Here is a 16,706-nt window from a genome sequence, read left to right on the forward strand (position 1 = left end):
GCACGGGCTACGTGTCGTCGGAGCGGTATTCCTGGCGGGCGGCGTCGTAGCCGAACAGGCCCGCGTAGCGGCCCCAGTCGGTGGCGGTCTCCAGCTGCCGGTCGACCTGTTCGCTGGTGTAGTGGTGGGCGAGGAGGTCGCGGAAGAAGCCGGTGCGGACGGTGGCGCCGGGGTGGCCGCTCAGGCTGTTGGCGATCAGTTTGACCAGGGGGACGTCGAGGGCGGCGCCGGCGAAGAGGGCGCGGGAGTCCTGGACGTCGGCGTGGGCGAAGGCGGTGCCGTCCTCGGTCAGTAGGAGGTCGTCGCCGTGGATCTCGGCGAAGCCGAGCAGGTCGAGGGCGTCGACCTGGGGGAGCATGTCGTCGATGTCGAGGCCGAGTTCGTCGGCGAGGCCGGCGAGGTCGCAGCGGCCGGCGCGGTGGGCGATCATCTCGGCGAGGCCGGAGAGGCCGTCGACGCTCGCGGTGGGTAGCGGGGTGTTGGCGACGGTGCGGCGTTCGGGGCGGTCCGGTTCGGGGCGCCCGGTGGACGGGGGCTCGGCCGGGCGGGTGTCCTTGGGGCGGCCGGTCATGATCCGGTAGACCCGGTCGACGAGTTCGTCGAAGGCGGCGGAGTCGCGGTCGCGCGGGCGTTCCAGGTCGACGTCGACGGCCTCCCGGATGGTGCCGTAGGGGCGGGAGCCGAGGACGACGACGCGGTCGGCCATCAGCACCGCCTCCTCGATGTTGTGGGTGACCAGGACGACGGCGCGGGTGGGGAACTGGCCGGAGTCCCACAGTTCCATGAGTTCGCCGCGCAGGTTCTCGGCGGTGAGCACGTCGAGCGCGGAGAACGGCTCGTCCATCATCAGTACGTCCGGTTCGACGACCAACGCCCTTGCGAAGCCGACGCGTTGGCGCATGCCGCCGGAGAGTTCCTTGGGGTAGGCGTTCTCGAAGCCGGCCAGGCCGATCAGGTCGATGGCCTGGTCGGCGGAGCGGGCGCGTTCGCGCGGGGGGACGCCGCGGGCCTCCAGGCCGAGTTCGACGTTCTGCCGGACGGTGAGCCAGGGCAGCAGGGCGAAGGTCTGGAAGACGAGGGCGGTGCCGGGGTTGGCTCCGGTGAGCGGGGTGCCGCGGTAGCGGACGGTGCCGGAGCTGGGCGGGAGCAGGCCGGCCAGGCAGCGCAGCAGGGTGGACTTGCCGGAGCCGGAGCGGCCGAGCAGGGCGACGATCTCGCCGGCCCGGACGGTGAGGTCGATCCCGGAGAGCACCGGCAGTTCGCCGTCGGCCCCGGCGTAGGACTTGGTGAGGCCGACGGTCTCCAGCAGCGTCGCGCCGTCCGCCACCGGGGGTTGGGCGGCGGCGTGGGCGGGGCGGGGGAGGAACGGGAAGCGCATCGGGGAGTACCTCACTGGAGCGAGTAGCGGCGCTCGGCCAGCCGGTACAGCCGGCGCCAGAGCAGGCGGTTGAGGGCGACGACGTACACGCTCATCACCGCGACCCCGGCGAGCAGGTGCGGGTAGTCGCCGCGTTCGGTGGCGCGGGCGATGTACGCGCCGAGGCCGGTGGCGGTGAGGGTGGTGCCGCCGAAGGTGACCACCTCGGAGACGATGGAGGCGTTCCACGCGCCGCCGGAGGCGGTGATGCCGCCGGTGACGTACGCGGGGAAGATCCCGGGGATGATCAGCCGCCGCCAGCGCTGCCGACCGCGCACGCCGAGGTTGTCCATGGCTTCGCGCAGGTCGCTGGGGATGGCCATGGCGCCGGCGATGGCGTTGAACAGGATGTACCACTGGGCGCCGAGGGCCATCAGCAGGACGCCGCCGAGGTCGATCGACAGGCCGGTGCGCAGCAGCAGCCAGACCACCAGCGGGAACAGGAAGTTGGCGGGGAAGCTGGCGAGGATCTGGACCAGCGGCTGGGCGATCCTGGTGAGCCGGGGGGAGAAACCGATCTTCACGCCGATCGGCACCCAGACGACCGTGGCGACCGCCACCAGCACGACGACCCGGGCCAGGGTGGCGAGGCCGAGCAGCAGGGGTTCGCCGAAGACGCCGAGGCCGGTGGTGTCGGTGAGGTAGCGGCCGAGGTCGACCAGGCCCCAGAGCACGATGCCGCCGCAGACGACGGCGAAGACGAGGTCGCCGGTGCGCTGCCGGGCGGGACTGACGGCGAGCGGCCGGTCGTCGGTGCCGAGGAGCCGCCCGGCCCGGTTCAGGGCCCGGCCGAGGGGCAGCAGGGCCCGGCCGAGCAGGCCGGGCAGCCGGGAGCGGCGCAGCAGGTCGAGGACGACGGAGCGCTGCACCTCGGTGGCCTCGGACTGCTCGTTCTTGAAGCGCTCGGCCCAGGCGGTGAGCGGCCGCCAGAACAGGAAGTTCACGCCGACGACGAGGACGGCCATGGTGGCGATCGCCCAGCCGACCCGGCCGAGGTCCCCGGCGGCGATGGCGGCGCCCGCGTACGAGCCGACGCCGGGCAGGGCGTAGCGCTGGTTGTCGACGCTGATCGCCTCGGAGGCGACCAGGAAGAACCAGCCGCCGCCGAAGCTGAGCATGCCGTTCCAGACCAGGCCGATCATGCCGGAGGGCAGTTCGACCTTCCAGAACCGCATCCACCGGCTGAACCGGAAGGAGCGGGAGAGCTCGTCGAGTTCGCGCGGCAGCGAGACCAGCGAGTGGTAGAAGCCGAAGGTCATGTTCCACGCCTGGGACGTGAAGATGGCGAACACGGCCGCGCACTCCAGGCCGAGCACGGAGCCGGGGAAGAGGGCGAGGAAGCCGGTGACGGCCACGGTCAGGAAGGCGAGCACCGGCACCGACTGGAGGATGTCCAGCGCGGGGATCAGCACCCGTTCCAGCCGGCGGCTGCGGGCGGCGGCGTAGGCGTAGCCGAAGGTGAAGCCGACGGAGACGACGAGCGCGGCGAACATCCGCAGCAGCGAGCGCGCCGCGTCGTACGGCAGCCGGGCCGGGTCGGTGTCCACGGCGGCGTCGCGCGCGGTCGAGAACCGCACGGTCGTGCCCTGCCCGACCCGCAGGGCGAGGTAGAGCAGCACCAGCACGGCGGCCGCGACGACCACGTCCACCCAGCCCATCCGGGCCAGGCGGCCCGCGGTCCGGGACGGCAGTGAGCCCCGGGACAGGCCCGGGGCGGACTTCGGAAAGGACGGGAAGGACATGGCGGGGACCTCCGGCGCAAACCCGGGCAGTCTGCTCCCTTCTGACGTCCGTACGCAAATGAACCCGTGTTCGGACCGGTCGGTGGCCGGTTCGGTGGTCAGGCGGGGGCTTCGACGAACTCGAGGAGGTTGCCGACCGGGTCGGTGGTGTAGAAGCGGCGGCGGGGCGGGAGGGTGTCGTCCCAGACGACCTGGGCGCCGAGTTCGGCGAGTCGGTCGGCGAAGTCCTCGATCTCGCAGACCGCCATGCCGGGGTGGGCCTTGGTGCTGGGGCGGAAGCGTTCCTCGATGCCGAGGTAGAGCCGGACCCGGCCGCCGTCGGCGGCGAACCAGCAGCCGCCGCGGCCGGTGAGCGGCTGGGGCTTGGGGATCTCGGCCATCTGCAGGACGTCGCCGTAGAAGGCGCGCAGCAGGGCCTCGCTGCCGGGTGGCGCGGAGAGCTGGACGTGGTCGAGGGCCGTGATCACTGCGGCTTCCTCTCGGAGGGGTCGGACGGGGTGGGCGTGGCGTGTTGCCGGGCCGCGGTGACCAGCAGCCGGGCGGTCGGGGTGGGCAGGCCGAGGTGGTGGGCGATCCACTGGGGGTCGTGCCCGTGGGTGGCGAACACCCAGGCGGTGTAGAGCCGGTTGAGGCCGGGGGCGTCGGGGCCGAGCAGGAGCGGGCGGACCTGCTCCATCGGGAAGCCCTCCAGTGAGCGGGCGCTGAACCACTGGGCGTCGTCGTCCCCGGCGGCGACCGCGACGGCGGCGGCCCGGTCGGCGGTCGGCCGGCCCGCCCGCTGCCGGCTGTGGGCCAGCAGCAGGGCGAGCAGCAGTCCGACGACCGAGGCGCCGATCAGCACGCCGGAGAGGAAGAGCCGCAGCGGGGCGGGGGCGACGCCGAGGGCGGTGACCTGGAGGGCCAGGAGGAGCATGACGACGCAGAGCGCCGTACTCGGTTCGTCCAGGGGAACAGGGCGGTTCTGGTCATGCGGTGTCCTCCTTCGATGATTCGGTGATTCGGTGCTGCGGCGGTGCTGCGGCGGGGCCGGCCTCAGGCGGCGCGGACCAGCCGGGGGTCGTACTTGTAGCCGATCTGCCGGACGGTGGCGATCGCCTCCCGGTGGCCGGGGCCGAGCTTGCGGCGGAGCCGGGCGATGTGGGTGGCGATGGTGCGGGTGTCGCCGGTGTCCGGCCGGCCCCAGACGGACTCCATCAGCTGGCGGCGCGAGTGCACCCGCAGCGGGTTGCCGACCAGGTGCGCGAGCAGTTCGAACTCCAGGTACGGCAGGGTGAGTTGCTGGCCGTCGACGATGACGGTGCGCTGCTCGGAGTCGACCACCAGGCCGGCCGAGTCGATGACGGGCCGCGGGCCGGGGGCGGGCGGTGTGGCGGGGACGGGCCGCAGGACCGGGGCGGCGGCGATGTGGTCCGAGAAGATGGCGTCGAGCCTGCGGTAGCGCACGGCCATGGCGGAAGCTCCTTCGTCGGGTCGAAGTGGTGGGAAGGGGGGAGGGGCGGCCGGTCAGTGGCCCGGGTGCCAGGAGGCTTCCAGTCGGGCGGCACCGTCGGGGCCGGTGACGGAGTGCCAGCGGGCCCGCAGCCGGGTCGGACGGCTGCTCGGCAGGGGCGTGGCCGGGGTGCCGACGGCGCGCAGGACGGTGTTGTCGAGCGGGCTGGTGGCCAGCCGTCGGCCCACCGCGGCGAGGGCGGCGCGCAGTCGGCCGGGGTCGGAGGAGGGAAGGGCGGGCTGGAACGCGGCAACGATGGACATGGCTGGTCACCTCCGTGACAAGGACAATGAATGTGAACAACTGCACTGGTGAGTACGGGAATTGACGAAAATTCAGGCAGCGAACGGCGCGGACGCGGTGCTCGCGGAGGCGGCCCGGTGATGGGCGGCGGCGTGGGCGAGCCGGTGCGCGGCGGCCGGCGGGAGGTCCGCGAAGCGGGCGAGCCAGTCCGGGCGGTGGCCCTGGCGGGCCAGCAGGTAGGCCAGGTGGACGCGGGGCTCGTACGCGGAGGCCGGGGTGTTGCGGGTGCCCGAGTGGGGGCAGCTGCCGGGGTCGTCGAGGCGGTAGGCGCGCTCGACGCCGTCGTGGAGGGCGAGGCGGACGCTCGGGCAGCGGTGGAACGGGGTGGTGCGCATGGCCGTACTTCCTTCCTTCCCCGGGGTGCGGGGCGGTCGAGGGTTCCGGGGCGGGCCGGGGGCGGCGGGCGGTCGTGCGCGGCGCCGCCCCCGGCGGCCGGTCAGTGGTTCGGCGTCAGTGGTTCAGGGCGGTCTGCACGATCTTGATGATCACCATCACCATCGCGACCAGCAGGTAGGCCCGCAGGGCGCCCATGCCGATCTTGCGGGCGGTGGACATCACCGGCTTCTCCAGGGTCTCCAGCGGGGGCATCCGCCAGTTCTCCCGGCCGGTGCGGTCGATGGGGTCCTCCTTGGTGCCGCGGCGGCCGGAGAGGAAGGAGTACCCGGCGACCAGGACGCCCGCCACCCCGCAGCCGGCCATGATCCGCAGGATCGCGTCCGAGCTGATGTCGGGCCAGACGACGGCCGCGGTGAGGATCAGCGAGAGGGTGACCAGGACGCCGACCACGGCGGCGGTGAAGGCGTTGGTCTTGGGACCGTTCACCCAGGGGCCGAGCACGGCCTTGTCGTTGCAGAGCAGCAGCAGGAAGACGGTGGCGGAGGGCAGCAGCACCCCGGCCAGCACCTGGACGAACTGGGTCATCAGGCCCTGCATGTACCCGGTGGACAGCAGGGTGATGGCGGCCGCCGCGATCACCAGGCCCGCGTAGATGCCGTAGAAGCCCTTGGCGCCCTTGACCCCGCGGTGCAGGGAGTGCTTGATGCCGAAGACGTCGCCGATCGCGTAGGCGGTGGAGAGCGAGACGGCGAAGGCGCCGATGATCGAGGCGTCCAGCAGGGCGATGGCGAACAGCACGCCCGCCAGGTGGCCGGCCTTGTCCTCGATGCCCTGGGCGACGGCGCCCGCGTCGGAGAACTGGCCGAAGCCGTCGGTGCCGGCGAAGGCGGCGGCGGTGAAGCCCATCATGGCGGCGGCGCCGATGATGACGATCGCGATGCCGATCCAGAGGTCGGCCTTCTCGTACTTCATGAAGCGCGGGGTGATGCGCTTGTCGATGACGTACGACTGCTGGAAGAACAGCTGCCAGGGGGCGACGGTGGTGCCGACGATCGAGATGATGACCAGCATGACCGCGGCCAGTTCACCCGCGCCGCCCGGCATCTGCGGCACCACGAAGTCGTGGGCCATCTGCGAGGTCTTGGGGTGGACCATGAAGTAGATCGGCACCAGCAGCAGCGAGCCTATGCACAGCGTGACGGCGACCCGCTCGAAGCGCTGGAAGGAGCCGGTGAAGGCCGAGGCGATGATGATCGCCGCCGCCAGCACCACCGAGGCGACCTTGGGCAGGCCCAGGTACCCGGCCGCGAGTGTCACGCCGATGAACTCGGTGACCAGCGTGAGCGCGTTCAGCAGGAACAGGTCGATGACGCTGAAGGCGCCCCAGAACTTGCCGAAGCGCTCCAGGATCAGCCGGGCGTGTCCGACGCCGGTGACGGCGCCCAGGCGCAGCACCATCTCCTGGTTGACGTACAGCACGGGCACCAGCATCAGCAGGGTCCACAGCAGCTGGGTGCCGTAGTTCTGCCCGGCCTGGCCGTAGGTGGAGAAGGCGCCCGCGTCGTTGTCGCCGACCATCACGATCAGGCCGGGGCCGACGATCGCGAGCAGGGTCTTGAGTCTCGCCGACAGACCGGTGCGCGGTGCGTCGTCATCGAGCTTGATGGTGCCGAGCGCACCCTTGATGTCGCCGACGTGGGCGTCGTCCAGGACGGCCGAACGCTGCGGCGGTACCTTGGAGTTGAGTGTGGCGTTGGTGGTCATGACGTTCCTCCCGTGGACCCCTGGGCAGGCGGGGTGATGGGGGCGCGCAGCAGCAATTCCCCCTGCGTGAGGGCATGGCGCATCAGCGCGCGGCGGTGCGGGCACGGCGAAGCCGCGAGCGTGAGGTGATGCGTCGCCGGAGGGACGCGCAGGGGAGATTGTTACCGCGTGCCGGAGGTGTACGAGGACAAGCGGGGGTGGGGGCAACTGTGGCCCGGACTACTGCAATCCATGTCTCTCGCCTCCTCCCGGTCGACGCACCCCGTGGTGCGTGTCATCGACACGGCAAGGAGTTCGCCGACGCGCTACAGAGACGCCGGCTCACCCCAACTCGTCAGAGCTTTGGCACTCCACGGCGTGTCCAACCCGCTTGGGCCGGAAGCCACTTCGGATCAACCCTTAGGTCGGGAAGATCTGTCCTAACCCTGGGCGTCTCTCGACGTCGTCGGATCAGTGGCCTGTGTCCGTGAAGAAGCCTCACCGAACGAGGTGCCTTCTTCAAACCTCAAGAAGCATAGACCGGCCGGAGCGCGATACTTGCGCACTTGGTAGAACCTTTACCTTTGGCGGGGGTGTGATGTCAGATGTGACGGCGGGTGTGGCGTCGGGCGTGGCCCCCGTCCGGGTGACGCGGGTTTGAGCACCGCGTGACGACGGAACGACTTCCCGCCGGATCCGTACCCGCACACGCAGCAGAGGGGTGGCATGGCTACCGCCGGCTCCCAGACCGCAGGCCCCCAGGGGGCTCCCCGGCAGGCGAGGGCCTTGGCGCTCGCCCGGCGCCCCAAGCTCTGGCTCTTCCCCGGCGTGCTGTGCGCCCTGGTGGCCGTGCTGCTCTCCCTGCTCTACCTGGGCGGCATCGTCAACCCGACCGGCCACCTGCACCGGCTGCCGATCGCCCTGGTGAACGCCGACCAGGCCCCGCCGCCGCCCGGCCAGCCGGTGAACCTCGGCACTCAGCTGACCCGCGCCGTGGTGGCCGGCACGCCCGACGACACCGTCCGCTGGCGGCAGACCGACGACGCGGGCGCCCGCGACCTGCTCGCCGCCGGCAAGGTCTACGGCGTGCTGCTCGTCCCCGCCGACTTCACCGCCACCGTCTCCGCGCTCGCCACCGGCGGGGCCGTCAAGCGGCCCACCCTCACCGTCCTCACCAACCCCGGCCTGGGCAGCCTCGGCTCCTCGATCGCCTCCCAGATCGCCCAGAACGCCGCCCACCAGGCCTCGGTCGCGGCCGGGCAGCAGCTGCTGGCCGCCGTGCCGGCCCCGGGCGGTTCGGGCGGTTCGGGTGCTCAGGGGCCGGACACCGGTGCCACCGCCCGGCTGCTGCTCGCCGACCCGTTCGCCGTCACCACCCAGGTCGGCCACCCGATCGGCAGCCACAGCGGCCTCGGCCTGAGCGCCTTCTACTTCACCCTGCTCGCCGTGCTGACCGGCTTCATCGGCGGCAACATCATCCACAACGGCGTCGACGGCGCCCTCGGCTACAGCGACAGCGAGATCGGCCCCTGGCACACCCGCCGCCCGACCGTCCCGATCAGCCGCACCCAGACCCTGCTGCTCAAGATGCTGATGACCGCCGGGCTCATGCTGGTCACCACCTCGCTGGTGCTGCTCTGCACGGCCGGCATCCTCGGCATGGACGCCCCGCACCAGGCGCTGCTGTGGGTGTTCGCCTACTGCGCCAGCCTCGCCGTCGGCCTCGGGGTGCAGGCCATCAACGCCGCGTTCGGCGGGATCGGGCAGCTGGTGTCCATGTTCGTGTTCATCGCGCTCGCCCTGCCGTCCTCCGGGGCGACCGTCCCGCTCCAGGCGGTGCCCGGCTTCTACCGCTTCCTCGCCGTCTTCGAGCCGATGCGGCAGCTGAGCGACGGCATCCGGGCGATCCTGTTCTTCGACGCCCGCGGGGACGCCGGGCTGGCCCGCGGCTGGATCATGATCGCCATCGGGGTGGCGCTGGCGCTGGCCTTCGGCTTCGGGATGACCCGCTACTACGACCGCAAGGGGCTGCACCGCTGGACGCCCCAGCCGTCGGAGTAGCCGGGTCACGCCTGCGGCAGGCTGCCCAGCACCCCGGCGACGTCCGTCCGGCGGGCCACCTCCAGCAGGGCGCGGGCCATCACCGAGCCCGGCTCCCGGGCCGCGATCACCAGCCCGATCGGCGCGCTGTGCACCGGCTCCACCAGCGGTACGGCCCGCATCCCGGGCGGCACCCCGAACACGTGCAGCCAGGCGTACGGCACCACGCTCGCCCAGTGGCCGGTGCGCACGTGCGCGAACAGCGAGGCCACCGAGTCGGTCTCCACCCGGGGGGTCGGCGCCAGCCCCAGGCCCGCGAACACCCCGTCCAGCACCCGGCGGCCCTGCATGCCCGGGTGCAGCAGGCACAGCGGCAGCCGGGAGGCCTCCGCCCAGGTGGCCCGGGGCTGCCCGGCGAGCCCGTCGGCCGGGCTGGTCAGCAGGACGTACCGCTCCTCGTAGAGCGGGACGGCGCGCAGGCCGTCCTCGTCCTGCTCCGGGAGGTAGGTGATGCCCGCGTCGATCTCGAAGTTCCTTACCTGGCGCAGGAGTTCCTCGGAACGCAGGCCGCCGGACAGCTCCACGGCGGCCAGCGGGTGGGCGGTGCAGAACGGTCCGGTGAGCAGCGGGACGGCGCCCGAGGCGGTCGGCACCGAGCCGATCCGCAGCCGCCCGCTCAGCCCGGTGCGCAGCGCGTCCACCTCGTCCCGCAGGGCGTCCCGGTCGGCCAGGATGCGCTGCGCCCGCAGCACGATCCGCTCGCCCTCGGCGGTCAGGCCCTCGTAGGCGCGGCCGCGCCGCACCAGCAGCACCCCCAGCTCGTCCTCCAGCTTGCGCACCGCCTCGGACAGCGCGGGCCGGGAGACCCGGCAGGCCTGGGCGGCGCGGGCGAAGTGCCGCTCGCGGGCGAGGGCGACCAGGTACTCGAGCTGGCGGAAGTGCATCTAGCTGCTTTCCGGGGCGGTGTCGATCCGGTCGGTGCGGGTGTAGACGTTCATCGAGTCGCCGCGCAGGAAGCCGACCAGGGTCAGCCCGGTCTCCTCGGCCAGGTCCACCGCCAGCGAGGACGGTGCGGAGACGGCGGCGAGCGCCGGGATGCCGGCCATCACGGCCTTCTGCACCAGCTCGAAGGAGGCCCGGCCGCTGACCATCAGCACCGTGCCGCGGGCCGGCAGCAGGCCCTCGCGCAGCGCGTGGCCGACCACCTTGTCCACCGCGTTGTGCCGGCCGACGTCCTCGCGCAGGCAGAGCAGCCGCCCCTGCGCGTCGAACAGCCCGGCCGCGTGCAGGCCGCCGGTGCTGTCGAAGACCTTCTGGGCGGCGCGCAGCCGGTCGGGCAGCGCGGACAGCAGCTCGGGGGTGAGCCGCAGCCCGTCCTGCGCGACGCTCCACGGCGCGGTGGTGCGCACCGCGTCCAGGCTGGCCTTGCCGCACAGGCCGCAGGAGGAAGTGGTGTAGAAGTTGCGCTCCAGCGAGGCGTCCGGGGCGGGCACGCCGGCCGCGAGGACCACGTCCACCACGTTGTAGGTGTTGCCGCCGTCGGCGGTGGCCCCGGCGCAGTAGCGGATCCCCGCCAGGTGGTCGGCGGCGTGCAGCACGCCCTCGCTGACCAGGAAGCCGGCCGCGAGGTCGAAGTCGCTGCCGGGGGTGCGCATGGTCACCGTCAGCGGGCGCCCGCCGACCCGGATCTCCATCGGTTCCTCGGCGGCCAGGGTGTCGGGGCGGTACGAGGGCACGCCCTTGCGCAGCCGCAGCACCCTGCGGGGGACGGTCACTCGGCCCATGGTCGTCGGCTCCTCGGGGTGGGTCTCGCGGTCGGGTGCGTCAGGCCTGCACGTCAGGACTGTACGGATGAATCCTCGCGCGTTTCCGGGCCGGCCGGGTGCCCGGGCAGGTGGCGGCGGCTGTGGGTGCCGGTGAGCGCCAGGCAGAGCACACCCACGGCGGCCATGCCGATCAGCAGCGCCGGGTAGGACGCGTGGCCGGCGGTGCCGGTGAGCAGCAGCGGGGTGAGGAAGCCGCTGGAGGTGGTGCTCTGGTAGACCGCGGCCGCCACCACCAGGCGCACGTGCGGGGGCTCCTCGGACGGTTCGCCCGGACGGGGCGGAGGCGGGGGTGGAGGCGGCGGAAGGCCGTCCGTCCAGTGTCCTGTCCGGCATCGTCGCAGGTCAAAGAGGTGATCCCGCTCGGCTGAGAGGCGGCGCCTATCGAGCCCGGGCGTCGGTCACCCGCCGTCGGTCATGCGGCGTCGCCCACCGCCAGTACGACCGCGCTCGCCGCGCCGCCGGGCGTCTCGTAGTTCACCGTGTCCCCGGCGTGGCGGCCCAGCAGCGCCTTCCCCAGCGGACTGTCGTACGTCACCAGGGTCAGCTCCCGCTCCTCGGCCAGCTCGGAGATCTCGACGGTCTCCTCCTCGCCGTCCGAGAACCGCACGGTGACCGTCGACCCCACCCCGATCACGTCCGTGGACGGCGGCCCGGCCACTTCGGCCTCCCGCAGCCGCTCCTCCAGCTCGACGATCCGCCGGTCCAGCCGGGTCACGTCCGACGCCCGCTGCAACTCGTCCGCCGCATCGGCCCGGTCCCCCACCGGATCCTCCCCGCGCAGCGTCGCGGCCACCTCCCCCCGCTCCGCCCGCAGCTGCGCCAACTCCTCCTGCACGGCACGCAGCCCCTCGGCACTGATCGGTTCCGGCCCACCGCTCATCGCTCGCTCCCGGGTTCTCTCACGACTCACCCTCAAGCACCGGCCCTCCCCATTACCCCACCGCGCCCGGCCCCCGGCAAATCCTCGGCGGGGCACCGGCGGGGGCACCGGGGCGGTGGGTCAGGGGGTGGGTGGTTCGGCCCGGACGACCGGGGCGAGGAAGGGGCTGGGGGCGCCGTGCCAGGAGACCGAGAGGGCCTCCCGGGCGCGGGTGCAGGCCACGAAGAGCAGGTTCAGTTCGCCGTTGAGGTCCTCCCGGTGCTGCTGCGGGTCGGTCTCCTCGGGGGTGATCGCGTTGCCGTTGGGCACCATGCCGGCGCTGACGCCCACCACGGCGACGCAGCGGAACTCCAGGCCCTTCATCCGGTGCATGGTGCCGATCCGCACGCCGGGGGCCGGCGTGTTGCCGAGCAGCCAGGCCGGGGTGCCGGACCGTTCCAGCACCTGGGCTATGTCGCGGCCGAGTTGGGCGGTGCGGGTGGCGACGCCGATGTCCTCCGGGCCGACCCCGGAGGCGGTCCACTCCTCGATGCGGGCGACCAGGGCCCGGAGCTCCTCGTCCTGGTCGGCGTGGCCGTGGGTCTCGGGGTGCGCGCCGTGCAGGGTCGAGTGGTAGCCGGCCAGGGACTCCTCCCCGCCGTCCATGTCGTCCGGGCGCTCGCCGGTGAGCAGGGAGGCGGACCAGCTGAGGATCTCGTGCGTGGTGCGGTAGTTGACGCGCAGCCGGGCGGACCGGCCGACGACCTGGATGCCGAGCGAGCGCAGCGAGACCTTGTTGCCGTAGATCCGCTGGTGGGGGTCGCCGGCCAGGAACAGGTCGTCCGGTCCGGCGGCGACCAGTGCGCGCAGGAAGCGCCACTGCGCGGGGTGGAGGTCCTGCGCCTCGTCGACCACCACGTGCCGGAACGGGCGGTCCTCCCGTTCGCCGAAGTCCCTTTCGCCGAGCGCCCGTTCGTCGAGTGCTGAGCGTTCGTCGAGCGCCCGGGCGGCGTGGGCGCAGACCTGGAGGAAGGTCCGCTCCCCGTTCTGCCGCAGCTCCTCCTCGAACGCGGCCACCGCGCGCCACAGTTCGGCCCGTTGCAGCGGGCCGAGGGCGGTGCCCCGGCCGGGGCGTGGGGCCTTGAGGTACTGCTCCGGGCTATCGATCGACTGGGCCAGGACGACTTGCCGCCACTCCTGGTCCAGGAAGACGTCGGTGAAGTCGACCCCGGTCCGCTGCGCGGCGCGGCGCCAACGGGCCAGCACCGCACGCTGGTTGAACACGATCTTCAGCGCGGCGCCGCTGTGCGCGCGGCGGAGGACCTCGTTCGCCAGGGCGTCGACGGTGACCACCCGGACCTTCGCCCGGATCCGCCCGTCCGTGATCAGCAGGGTCAGGCAGCGTTCCAGCTCGGCGGCGAGGTCCTTGGTGTAGGTGGTGAGCAGCACCGAGCCGTCGGGGGCGTCGGCCGGCAGCCGGCGGGCCAGGTGGTAGGCCCGGTGCAGGGCCACCACGGTCTTGCCGGTCCCGGGGCCGCCGGTGACGCGGGCCGGGCCGTTGTACGAGCCCCGGTAGGCGATCCGGTACTGGGCCGGGTGCAGGAAGATCCGCCACGTGTCGAACGGGCGCTCCAGGATCTCCTGGAGCTCCTCGGGTCCGGACACCAGGGCGACCCGGCCGCGGGCGTGGGCCATCGCCGCGACCAGCCCGTCCCCGGGCTGCCCGGTGTCCACCGGGGCCGCCGCCCGCGCGTACGCCTGGACGATCTCGCGGTCGATCTCGGCCGGTTCCATCCCGCTGGCGAGGCCGATCAGCACGTCGAACTGCTGCTCCGGCAGGACCCGGTGGAGCGCCTCCAGGTGGGCCTCGTCGGGCAGCAGCCGGATGATCGGCAGGATCTCCTCGTCGATGCCCAGGCTGCGCAGCACCTTGTCGGAGCGGTCGGCGAACAGTCGCTGGGGCTCGTCCGAGGCCCGGGCCCGCAGCGAGACGGAGGCGCGTTCCAGGGCGACGTCGTTGCGGATCTCGACGCCCTGGGTGGCGGCGTTGACGGAGGCGCGGTGCTTGAGCGCCCAGTCGTTGGCCTTGTCGTGGGGGAGGACCTTGAGCAGCAGGTAGCCGTCGCCCCGGTCGGCCTTGAGGACGACCCCGCGCCAGAAGTCGGTGATCCGGATGGTCCGGATCCGCGGGTCCCGCTGGTGGGTGATCTTCTCCAGGTGGGCGCCGGCGTGGGTGGCCCCGGTGAACTTCTCGAAGGTCTCGAAGACCCGCCGCTGCACCGACTTCTCCAGCGCCGCGAACTCCAGCAGGAAGTCCCGGTGCATGCCCAGCGTCCCCACCCAGGCCCCCTCAAGCCTCGTCCGGATCTCGCGTCCGGATCTTCGGTGCCGCCCACTCTACTGGGGGCCCCGGGGGTGGCGGTGATCACCTTTGGCGGCCGCGCGGCGGGGGAACGCGCAGGTGGGAGGGGTGCGGCGGAGGGGCGGGGGAGGGACCGGCCGTCGGGTCGGGAGCGGGCGAAGCTACCATGTGCGCAACACCCTCAGCTCGAAAGATGGACTTGTGACTGTCAACGACGACGTGTTCACGGACTGGAAGAACCGCGAGGAGATCGCGGAGTCGATGATCCCGATCATCGGGCGGCTGCACCGGGAGAAGGACGTCACCGTCCTGCTCCACAGCCGTTCCCTGGTGAACAAGTCGGTGGTCAGCATCCTCAAGACGCACCGCTTCGCCCGGCAGATAGCCGGCGAGGAGCTCTCGGTCACCGAGACCATGCCGTTCCTGCAGGCGCTGACCACCCTGGACCTCGGCCCCTCGCAGATCGACCTCGGGATGCTCGCCTCGACGTACCGGGCGGACGACCACGGCCTGTCGGTGGAGGAGTTCACCGCCCGTGCCGTCGCCGGTGCCACCGGTGCGAACAAGCTGGAGCGCCGGTCCGCGCAGGACGTCGTGCTGTACGGGTTCGGCCGCATCGGCCGGCTGGTCGCGCGGCTGCTGATCGAGAAGGCCTCGGGCAACGGCCTGCGGCTGAAGGCCATCGTCGTGCGCAACGGCGGCGGCGACGACCTGGTCAAGCGCGCGTCGCTGCTGCGCCGGGACTCGATCCACGGCCAGTTCCAGGGCACCATCACCGTCGACGAGGCGAACAACAAGATCGTCGTCAACGGCAACGAGATCACGGTGATCTACTCCAACGACCCGAGCGAGGTCGACTACACGGAGTACGGGATCAAGGACGCGATCCTGATCGACAACACCGGCCGGTGGCGTGACCGCGAGGGGCTGTCCAAGCACCTTCGGCCCGGCATCGCCAAGGTCGTGCTGACCGCCCCGGGCAAGGGCGACGTGCCGAACATCGTGCACGGCGTCAACCACGACATGATCAAGCCGGACGAGCAGATCATCTCCTGCGCCTCCTGCACCACCAACGCGATCGTCCCGCCGCTGAAGGCGATGGAGGACGAGTACGGCGTCGTGCGCGGCCACGTCGAGACCGTCCACTCGTTCACCAACGACCAGAACCTGCTGGACAACTACCACAAGGCCGACCGTCGCGGCCGCTCGGCGCCGCTGAACATGGTGATCACCGAGACCGGTGCCGCCTCGGCCGTCGCCAAGGCCCTGCCGGACCTCAAGGCGAAGATCACTGGCAGCTCGATCCGCGTGCCCGTCCCGGACGTGTCCATCGCGATCCTGAACCTGCAGCTCAAGCGGGAGACCAACCGCGAGGAGGTCCTCGACTACCTGCGGGAGATCTCGCTCACCTCGCCGCTGAAGCGCCAGATCGACTTCACCGACTCGCCGGACGCGGTGTCGAGCGACTTCATCGGCTCGCGCCACGCCTCGATCGTGGACGCCGGGGCGACCAAGGTCGACGGCGACAACGCGATCCTCTACCTGTGGTACGACAACGAGTTCGGCTACTCGTGCCAGGTCGTGCGGGTCGTGCAGTACATCTCGGGCGTCGAGTTCCCGACGTTCCCGGTGCCGGCGGTCTGATCAGTCGGTAGGCCTCGGTTCGTAGCGGCGGGGCGGTGACCACGGTGTGGTCGCCGCCCCGCCGGCGTTCCCGGGGGTGCGGCGGACCGGTCAGGCCTGGCCCAGCCCCGCGTCCGGCGCCTTCCCCGACTGCGCCTGCTCGATCCGGTTCACCAGCATCACCGCGAACCGCCGGGCGGCCGGCAGGTCCACCGGCCCGCCCTCCGTGGTCACGCTCGCCACCACGGTGCCCGAGCGCACCACGATGCTCACCCCGTCGCCGTCGGCCAGCGGCCCCACGAACGCCTGGCTCTCACTGCCCACGGCCGGGGCGTCGACCTTCTTGAACGGCCCCACCGGGTAGGAGGCGTACGTCTCCTTCGCCCGGTTCCTGGCGGCGTCCCGGCTCGGCAGCGTCTCCACCAGGAAGCGGGTCACCAGATCCCCCGAGGAGAACCGGACCGACCCGCTCAACGGCTTGCCCGTGCACGGCGCCGAGGCGGTGCAGGTGACGGCGTGGTCGGCCGTGTCGACCTTGCGCTTCTCCTCCTGCCACCCGGCCATCGCCTTGGCGTCCGGCAGCACCTGCCCGACCACCTTGTCGTCCAGCAGTGCCGCCTCCAGGTCCGCGCTGGGCGCGGCCGGCGGCGGCACCTGCGCCGCCCCGCCACCCGACCCGCCAGCCGTCCCGCCTGCGGGCGCCGAAGCCCCGGCGGACCCGCCGGCCGGGGCCGGGGCCGAAGCCGTACCACCCGGCACCGCGGCCGAACCGCTGGCCGTCGTACCACCGGCCGCCGCGCTCGTCATCGCCGAACTCGGCGCCCCCGCAGCGTTCTTGGCCCCCTCGGACGCACCGGAGGAACACCCCGCCAACACGCCCGCCAGCACCCCGGCCGCCACCACGACGGTGCCCCGCCGACCACCCATCCCCATGCGCCCACTCCCTTACGCCTGTCCGTGATCCCT

Annotated in this window: 16 protein-coding genes and 1 riboswitch; of the genes, 2 read left to right on the top strand and 14 right to left on the bottom strand. The window is 72.4% G+C overall.

From position 1 onward, the window contains the following. Positions 1-7: 7 nt before the first annotated feature. The 8 genes from ACFVXG_RS03630 to ACFVXG_RS03665 form a co-directional block, all read right to left on the bottom strand. Positions 8-1,378, bottom strand: a complete 1,371-nt coding sequence (locus ACFVXG_RS03630; RefSeq protein ID WP_387923947.1) for a nitrate/sulfonate/bicarbonate ABC transporter ATP-binding protein — start codon at positions 1,376-1,378, stop codon at positions 8-10. A gap of 11 nt (positions 1,379-1,389) precedes the next feature. Beyond that, positions 1,390-3,159 (bottom strand): ABC transporter permease, encoded by a 1,770-nt coding sequence (locus ACFVXG_RS03635; RefSeq protein WP_387923949.1) that lies wholly within the window; start codon positions 3,157-3,159, stop codon positions 1,390-1,392. A gap of 98 nt (positions 3,160-3,257) precedes the next feature. Further along, on the bottom strand, positions 3,258-3,626 hold the full coding sequence (locus ACFVXG_RS03640) for a VOC family protein (RefSeq protein ID WP_350508416.1): 369 nt from the start codon (positions 3,624-3,626) through the stop codon (positions 3,258-3,260). Beyond that, positions 3,623-4,072, bottom strand: coding sequence for a hypothetical protein (locus ACFVXG_RS03645; RefSeq protein WP_387923951.1), 450 nt, complete (start codon positions 4,070-4,072; stop codon positions 3,623-3,625). The genes ACFVXG_RS03640 and ACFVXG_RS03645 overlap by 4 nt, the downstream gene beginning before the upstream one ends. A gap of 119 nt (positions 4,073-4,191) precedes the next feature. Continuing rightward, on the bottom strand, positions 4,192-4,608 hold the full coding sequence (locus tag ACFVXG_RS03650) for a winged helix-turn-helix domain-containing protein (RefSeq protein WP_387923953.1): 417 nt from the start codon (positions 4,606-4,608) through the stop codon (positions 4,192-4,194). Between the two features lie 54 nt (positions 4,609-4,662). Then, on the bottom strand, positions 4,663-4,911 hold the full coding sequence (locus ACFVXG_RS03655) for a hypothetical protein (RefSeq protein WP_387923955.1): 249 nt from the start codon (positions 4,909-4,911) through the stop codon (positions 4,663-4,665). A 72-nt stretch (positions 4,912-4,983) separates the two neighbouring features. Further along, on the bottom strand, positions 4,984-5,286 hold the full coding sequence (locus tag ACFVXG_RS03660) for a hypothetical protein (RefSeq protein WP_387923957.1): 303 nt from the start codon (positions 5,284-5,286) through the stop codon (positions 4,984-4,986). A gap of 115 nt (positions 5,287-5,401) precedes the next feature. Then, positions 5,402-7,051 (bottom strand): NRAMP family divalent metal transporter, encoded by a 1,650-nt coding sequence (locus ACFVXG_RS03665; RefSeq protein ID WP_387923959.1) that lies wholly within the window; start codon positions 7,049-7,051, stop codon positions 5,402-5,404. Positions 7,052-7,369: 318 nt separating this feature from the next. Then, positions 7,370-7,547: riboswitch (M-box (ykoK) riboswitch) on the bottom strand. Positions 7,548-7,756: 209 nt separating this feature from the next. Here ACFVXG_RS03665 and ACFVXG_RS03670 point away from each other — a divergent pair. Then, positions 7,757-9,091: a YhgE/Pip domain-containing protein gene (locus ACFVXG_RS03670; protein WP_387923960.1), complete on the top strand. Its 1,335-nt coding sequence runs from the start codon at positions 7,757-7,759 to the stop codon at positions 9,089-9,091. Between the two features lie 5 nt (positions 9,092-9,096). On the opposite strand, the gene ACFVXG_RS03675 is transcribed toward ACFVXG_RS03670, so the two are convergent. The 5 genes from ACFVXG_RS03675 to ACFVXG_RS03695 all read right to left on the bottom strand — a co-directional run bounded on the left by ACFVXG_RS03675 (position 9,097) and on the right by ACFVXG_RS03695 (position 14,095). Then, complete coding sequence (locus tag ACFVXG_RS03675; RefSeq protein ID WP_387923962.1) at positions 9,097-10,014, bottom strand: LysR family transcriptional regulator; 918 nt, start codon at positions 10,012-10,014, stop codon at positions 9,097-9,099. Next, positions 10,015-10,854 (bottom strand): formate dehydrogenase accessory sulfurtransferase FdhD, encoded by an 840-nt coding sequence (gene fdhD / locus ACFVXG_RS03680; RefSeq protein ID WP_387923963.1) that lies wholly within the window; start codon positions 10,852-10,854, stop codon positions 10,015-10,017. 53 nt (positions 10,855-10,907) lie between these two features. Next, positions 10,908-11,138 carry a hypothetical protein gene (locus ACFVXG_RS03685; RefSeq protein ID WP_387923965.1) on the bottom strand — a complete coding sequence of 77 codons (231 nt, stop codon included), beginning with the start codon at positions 11,136-11,138 and terminating at the stop codon, positions 10,908-10,910. A 170-nt stretch (positions 11,139-11,308) separates the two neighbouring features. Continuing rightward, positions 11,309-11,776: a GreA/GreB family elongation factor gene (locus tag ACFVXG_RS03690; RefSeq protein ID WP_387923966.1), complete on the bottom strand. Its 468-nt coding sequence runs from the start codon at positions 11,774-11,776 to the stop codon at positions 11,309-11,311. A gap of 120 nt (positions 11,777-11,896) precedes the next feature. Then, on the bottom strand, positions 11,897-14,095 hold the full coding sequence (locus ACFVXG_RS03695) for a UvrD-helicase domain-containing protein (protein WP_387923968.1): 2,199 nt from the start codon (positions 14,093-14,095) through the stop codon (positions 11,897-11,899). A 223-nt stretch (positions 14,096-14,318) separates the two neighbouring features. Here ACFVXG_RS03695 and ACFVXG_RS03700 point away from each other — a divergent pair, with 223 nt between their 5' ends. After that, positions 14,319-15,761: a glyceraldehyde-3-phosphate dehydrogenase gene (locus ACFVXG_RS03700; RefSeq protein ID WP_350508454.1), complete on the top strand. Its 1,443-nt coding sequence runs from the start codon at positions 14,319-14,321 to the stop codon at positions 15,759-15,761. 90 nt (positions 15,762-15,851) lie between these two features. On the opposite strand, the gene ACFVXG_RS03705 is transcribed toward ACFVXG_RS03700, so the two are convergent. Further along, positions 15,852-16,673 (bottom strand): hypothetical protein, encoded by an 822-nt coding sequence (locus tag ACFVXG_RS03705; RefSeq protein WP_387923969.1) that lies wholly within the window; start codon positions 16,671-16,673, stop codon positions 15,852-15,854. Between the last annotated feature and the right edge of the window lie 33 nt (positions 16,674-16,706).

It is taken from the genome of Kitasatospora sp. NPDC058162, assembly GCF_042884005.1.
Taxonomy (GTDB): Bacteria; Actinomycetota; Actinomycetes; order Streptomycetales; family Streptomycetaceae; genus Kitasatospora.

Coding starts and splice junctions, on each gene's coding strand:
- ACFVXG_RS03650 (WP_387923953.1), bottom strand. CDS start 4,608: ATGGCCGTGCGCTACCGCAGGCTCGACGCCATCTTCTCGGACCACATC.
- ACFVXG_RS03675 (WP_387923962.1), bottom strand. CDS start 10,014: ATGCACTTCCGCCAGCTCGAGTACCTGGTCGCCCTCGCCCGCGAGCGG.
- ACFVXG_RS03645 (WP_387923951.1), bottom strand. CDS start 4,072: ATGCTCCTCCTGGCCCTCCAGGTCACCGCCCTCGGCGTCGCCCCCGCC.
- fdhD (WP_387923963.1), bottom strand. CDS start 10,854: ATGGGCCGAGTGACCGTCCCCCGCAGGGTGCTGCGGCTGCGCAAGGGC.
- ACFVXG_RS03630 (WP_387923947.1), bottom strand. CDS start 1,378: ATGCGCTTCCCGTTCCTCCCCCGCCCCGCCCACGCCGCCGCCCAACCC.
- ACFVXG_RS03655 (WP_387923955.1), bottom strand. CDS start 4,911: ATGTCCATCGTTGCCGCGTTCCAGCCCGCCCTTCCCTCCTCCGACCCC.
- ACFVXG_RS03635 (WP_387923949.1), bottom strand. CDS start 3,159: ATGTCCTTCCCGTCCTTTCCGAAGTCCGCCCCGGGCCTGTCCCGGGGC.
- ACFVXG_RS03665 (WP_387923959.1), bottom strand. CDS start 7,051: ATGACCACCAACGCCACACTCAACTCCAAGGTACCGCCGCAGCGTTCG.
- ACFVXG_RS03660 (WP_387923957.1), bottom strand. CDS start 5,286: ATGCGCACCACCCCGTTCCACCGCTGCCCGAGCGTCCGCCTCGCCCTC.
- ACFVXG_RS03690 (WP_387923966.1), bottom strand. CDS start 11,776: ATGAGCGGTGGGCCGGAACCGATCAGTGCCGAGGGGCTGCGTGCCGTG.
- ACFVXG_RS03705 (WP_387923969.1), bottom strand. CDS start 16,673: ATGGGGATGGGTGGTCGGCGGGGCACCGTCGTGGTGGCGGCCGGGGTG.
- ACFVXG_RS03670 (WP_387923960.1), top strand. CDS start 7,757: ATGGCTACCGCCGGCTCCCAGACCGCAGGCCCCCAGGGGGCTCCCCGG.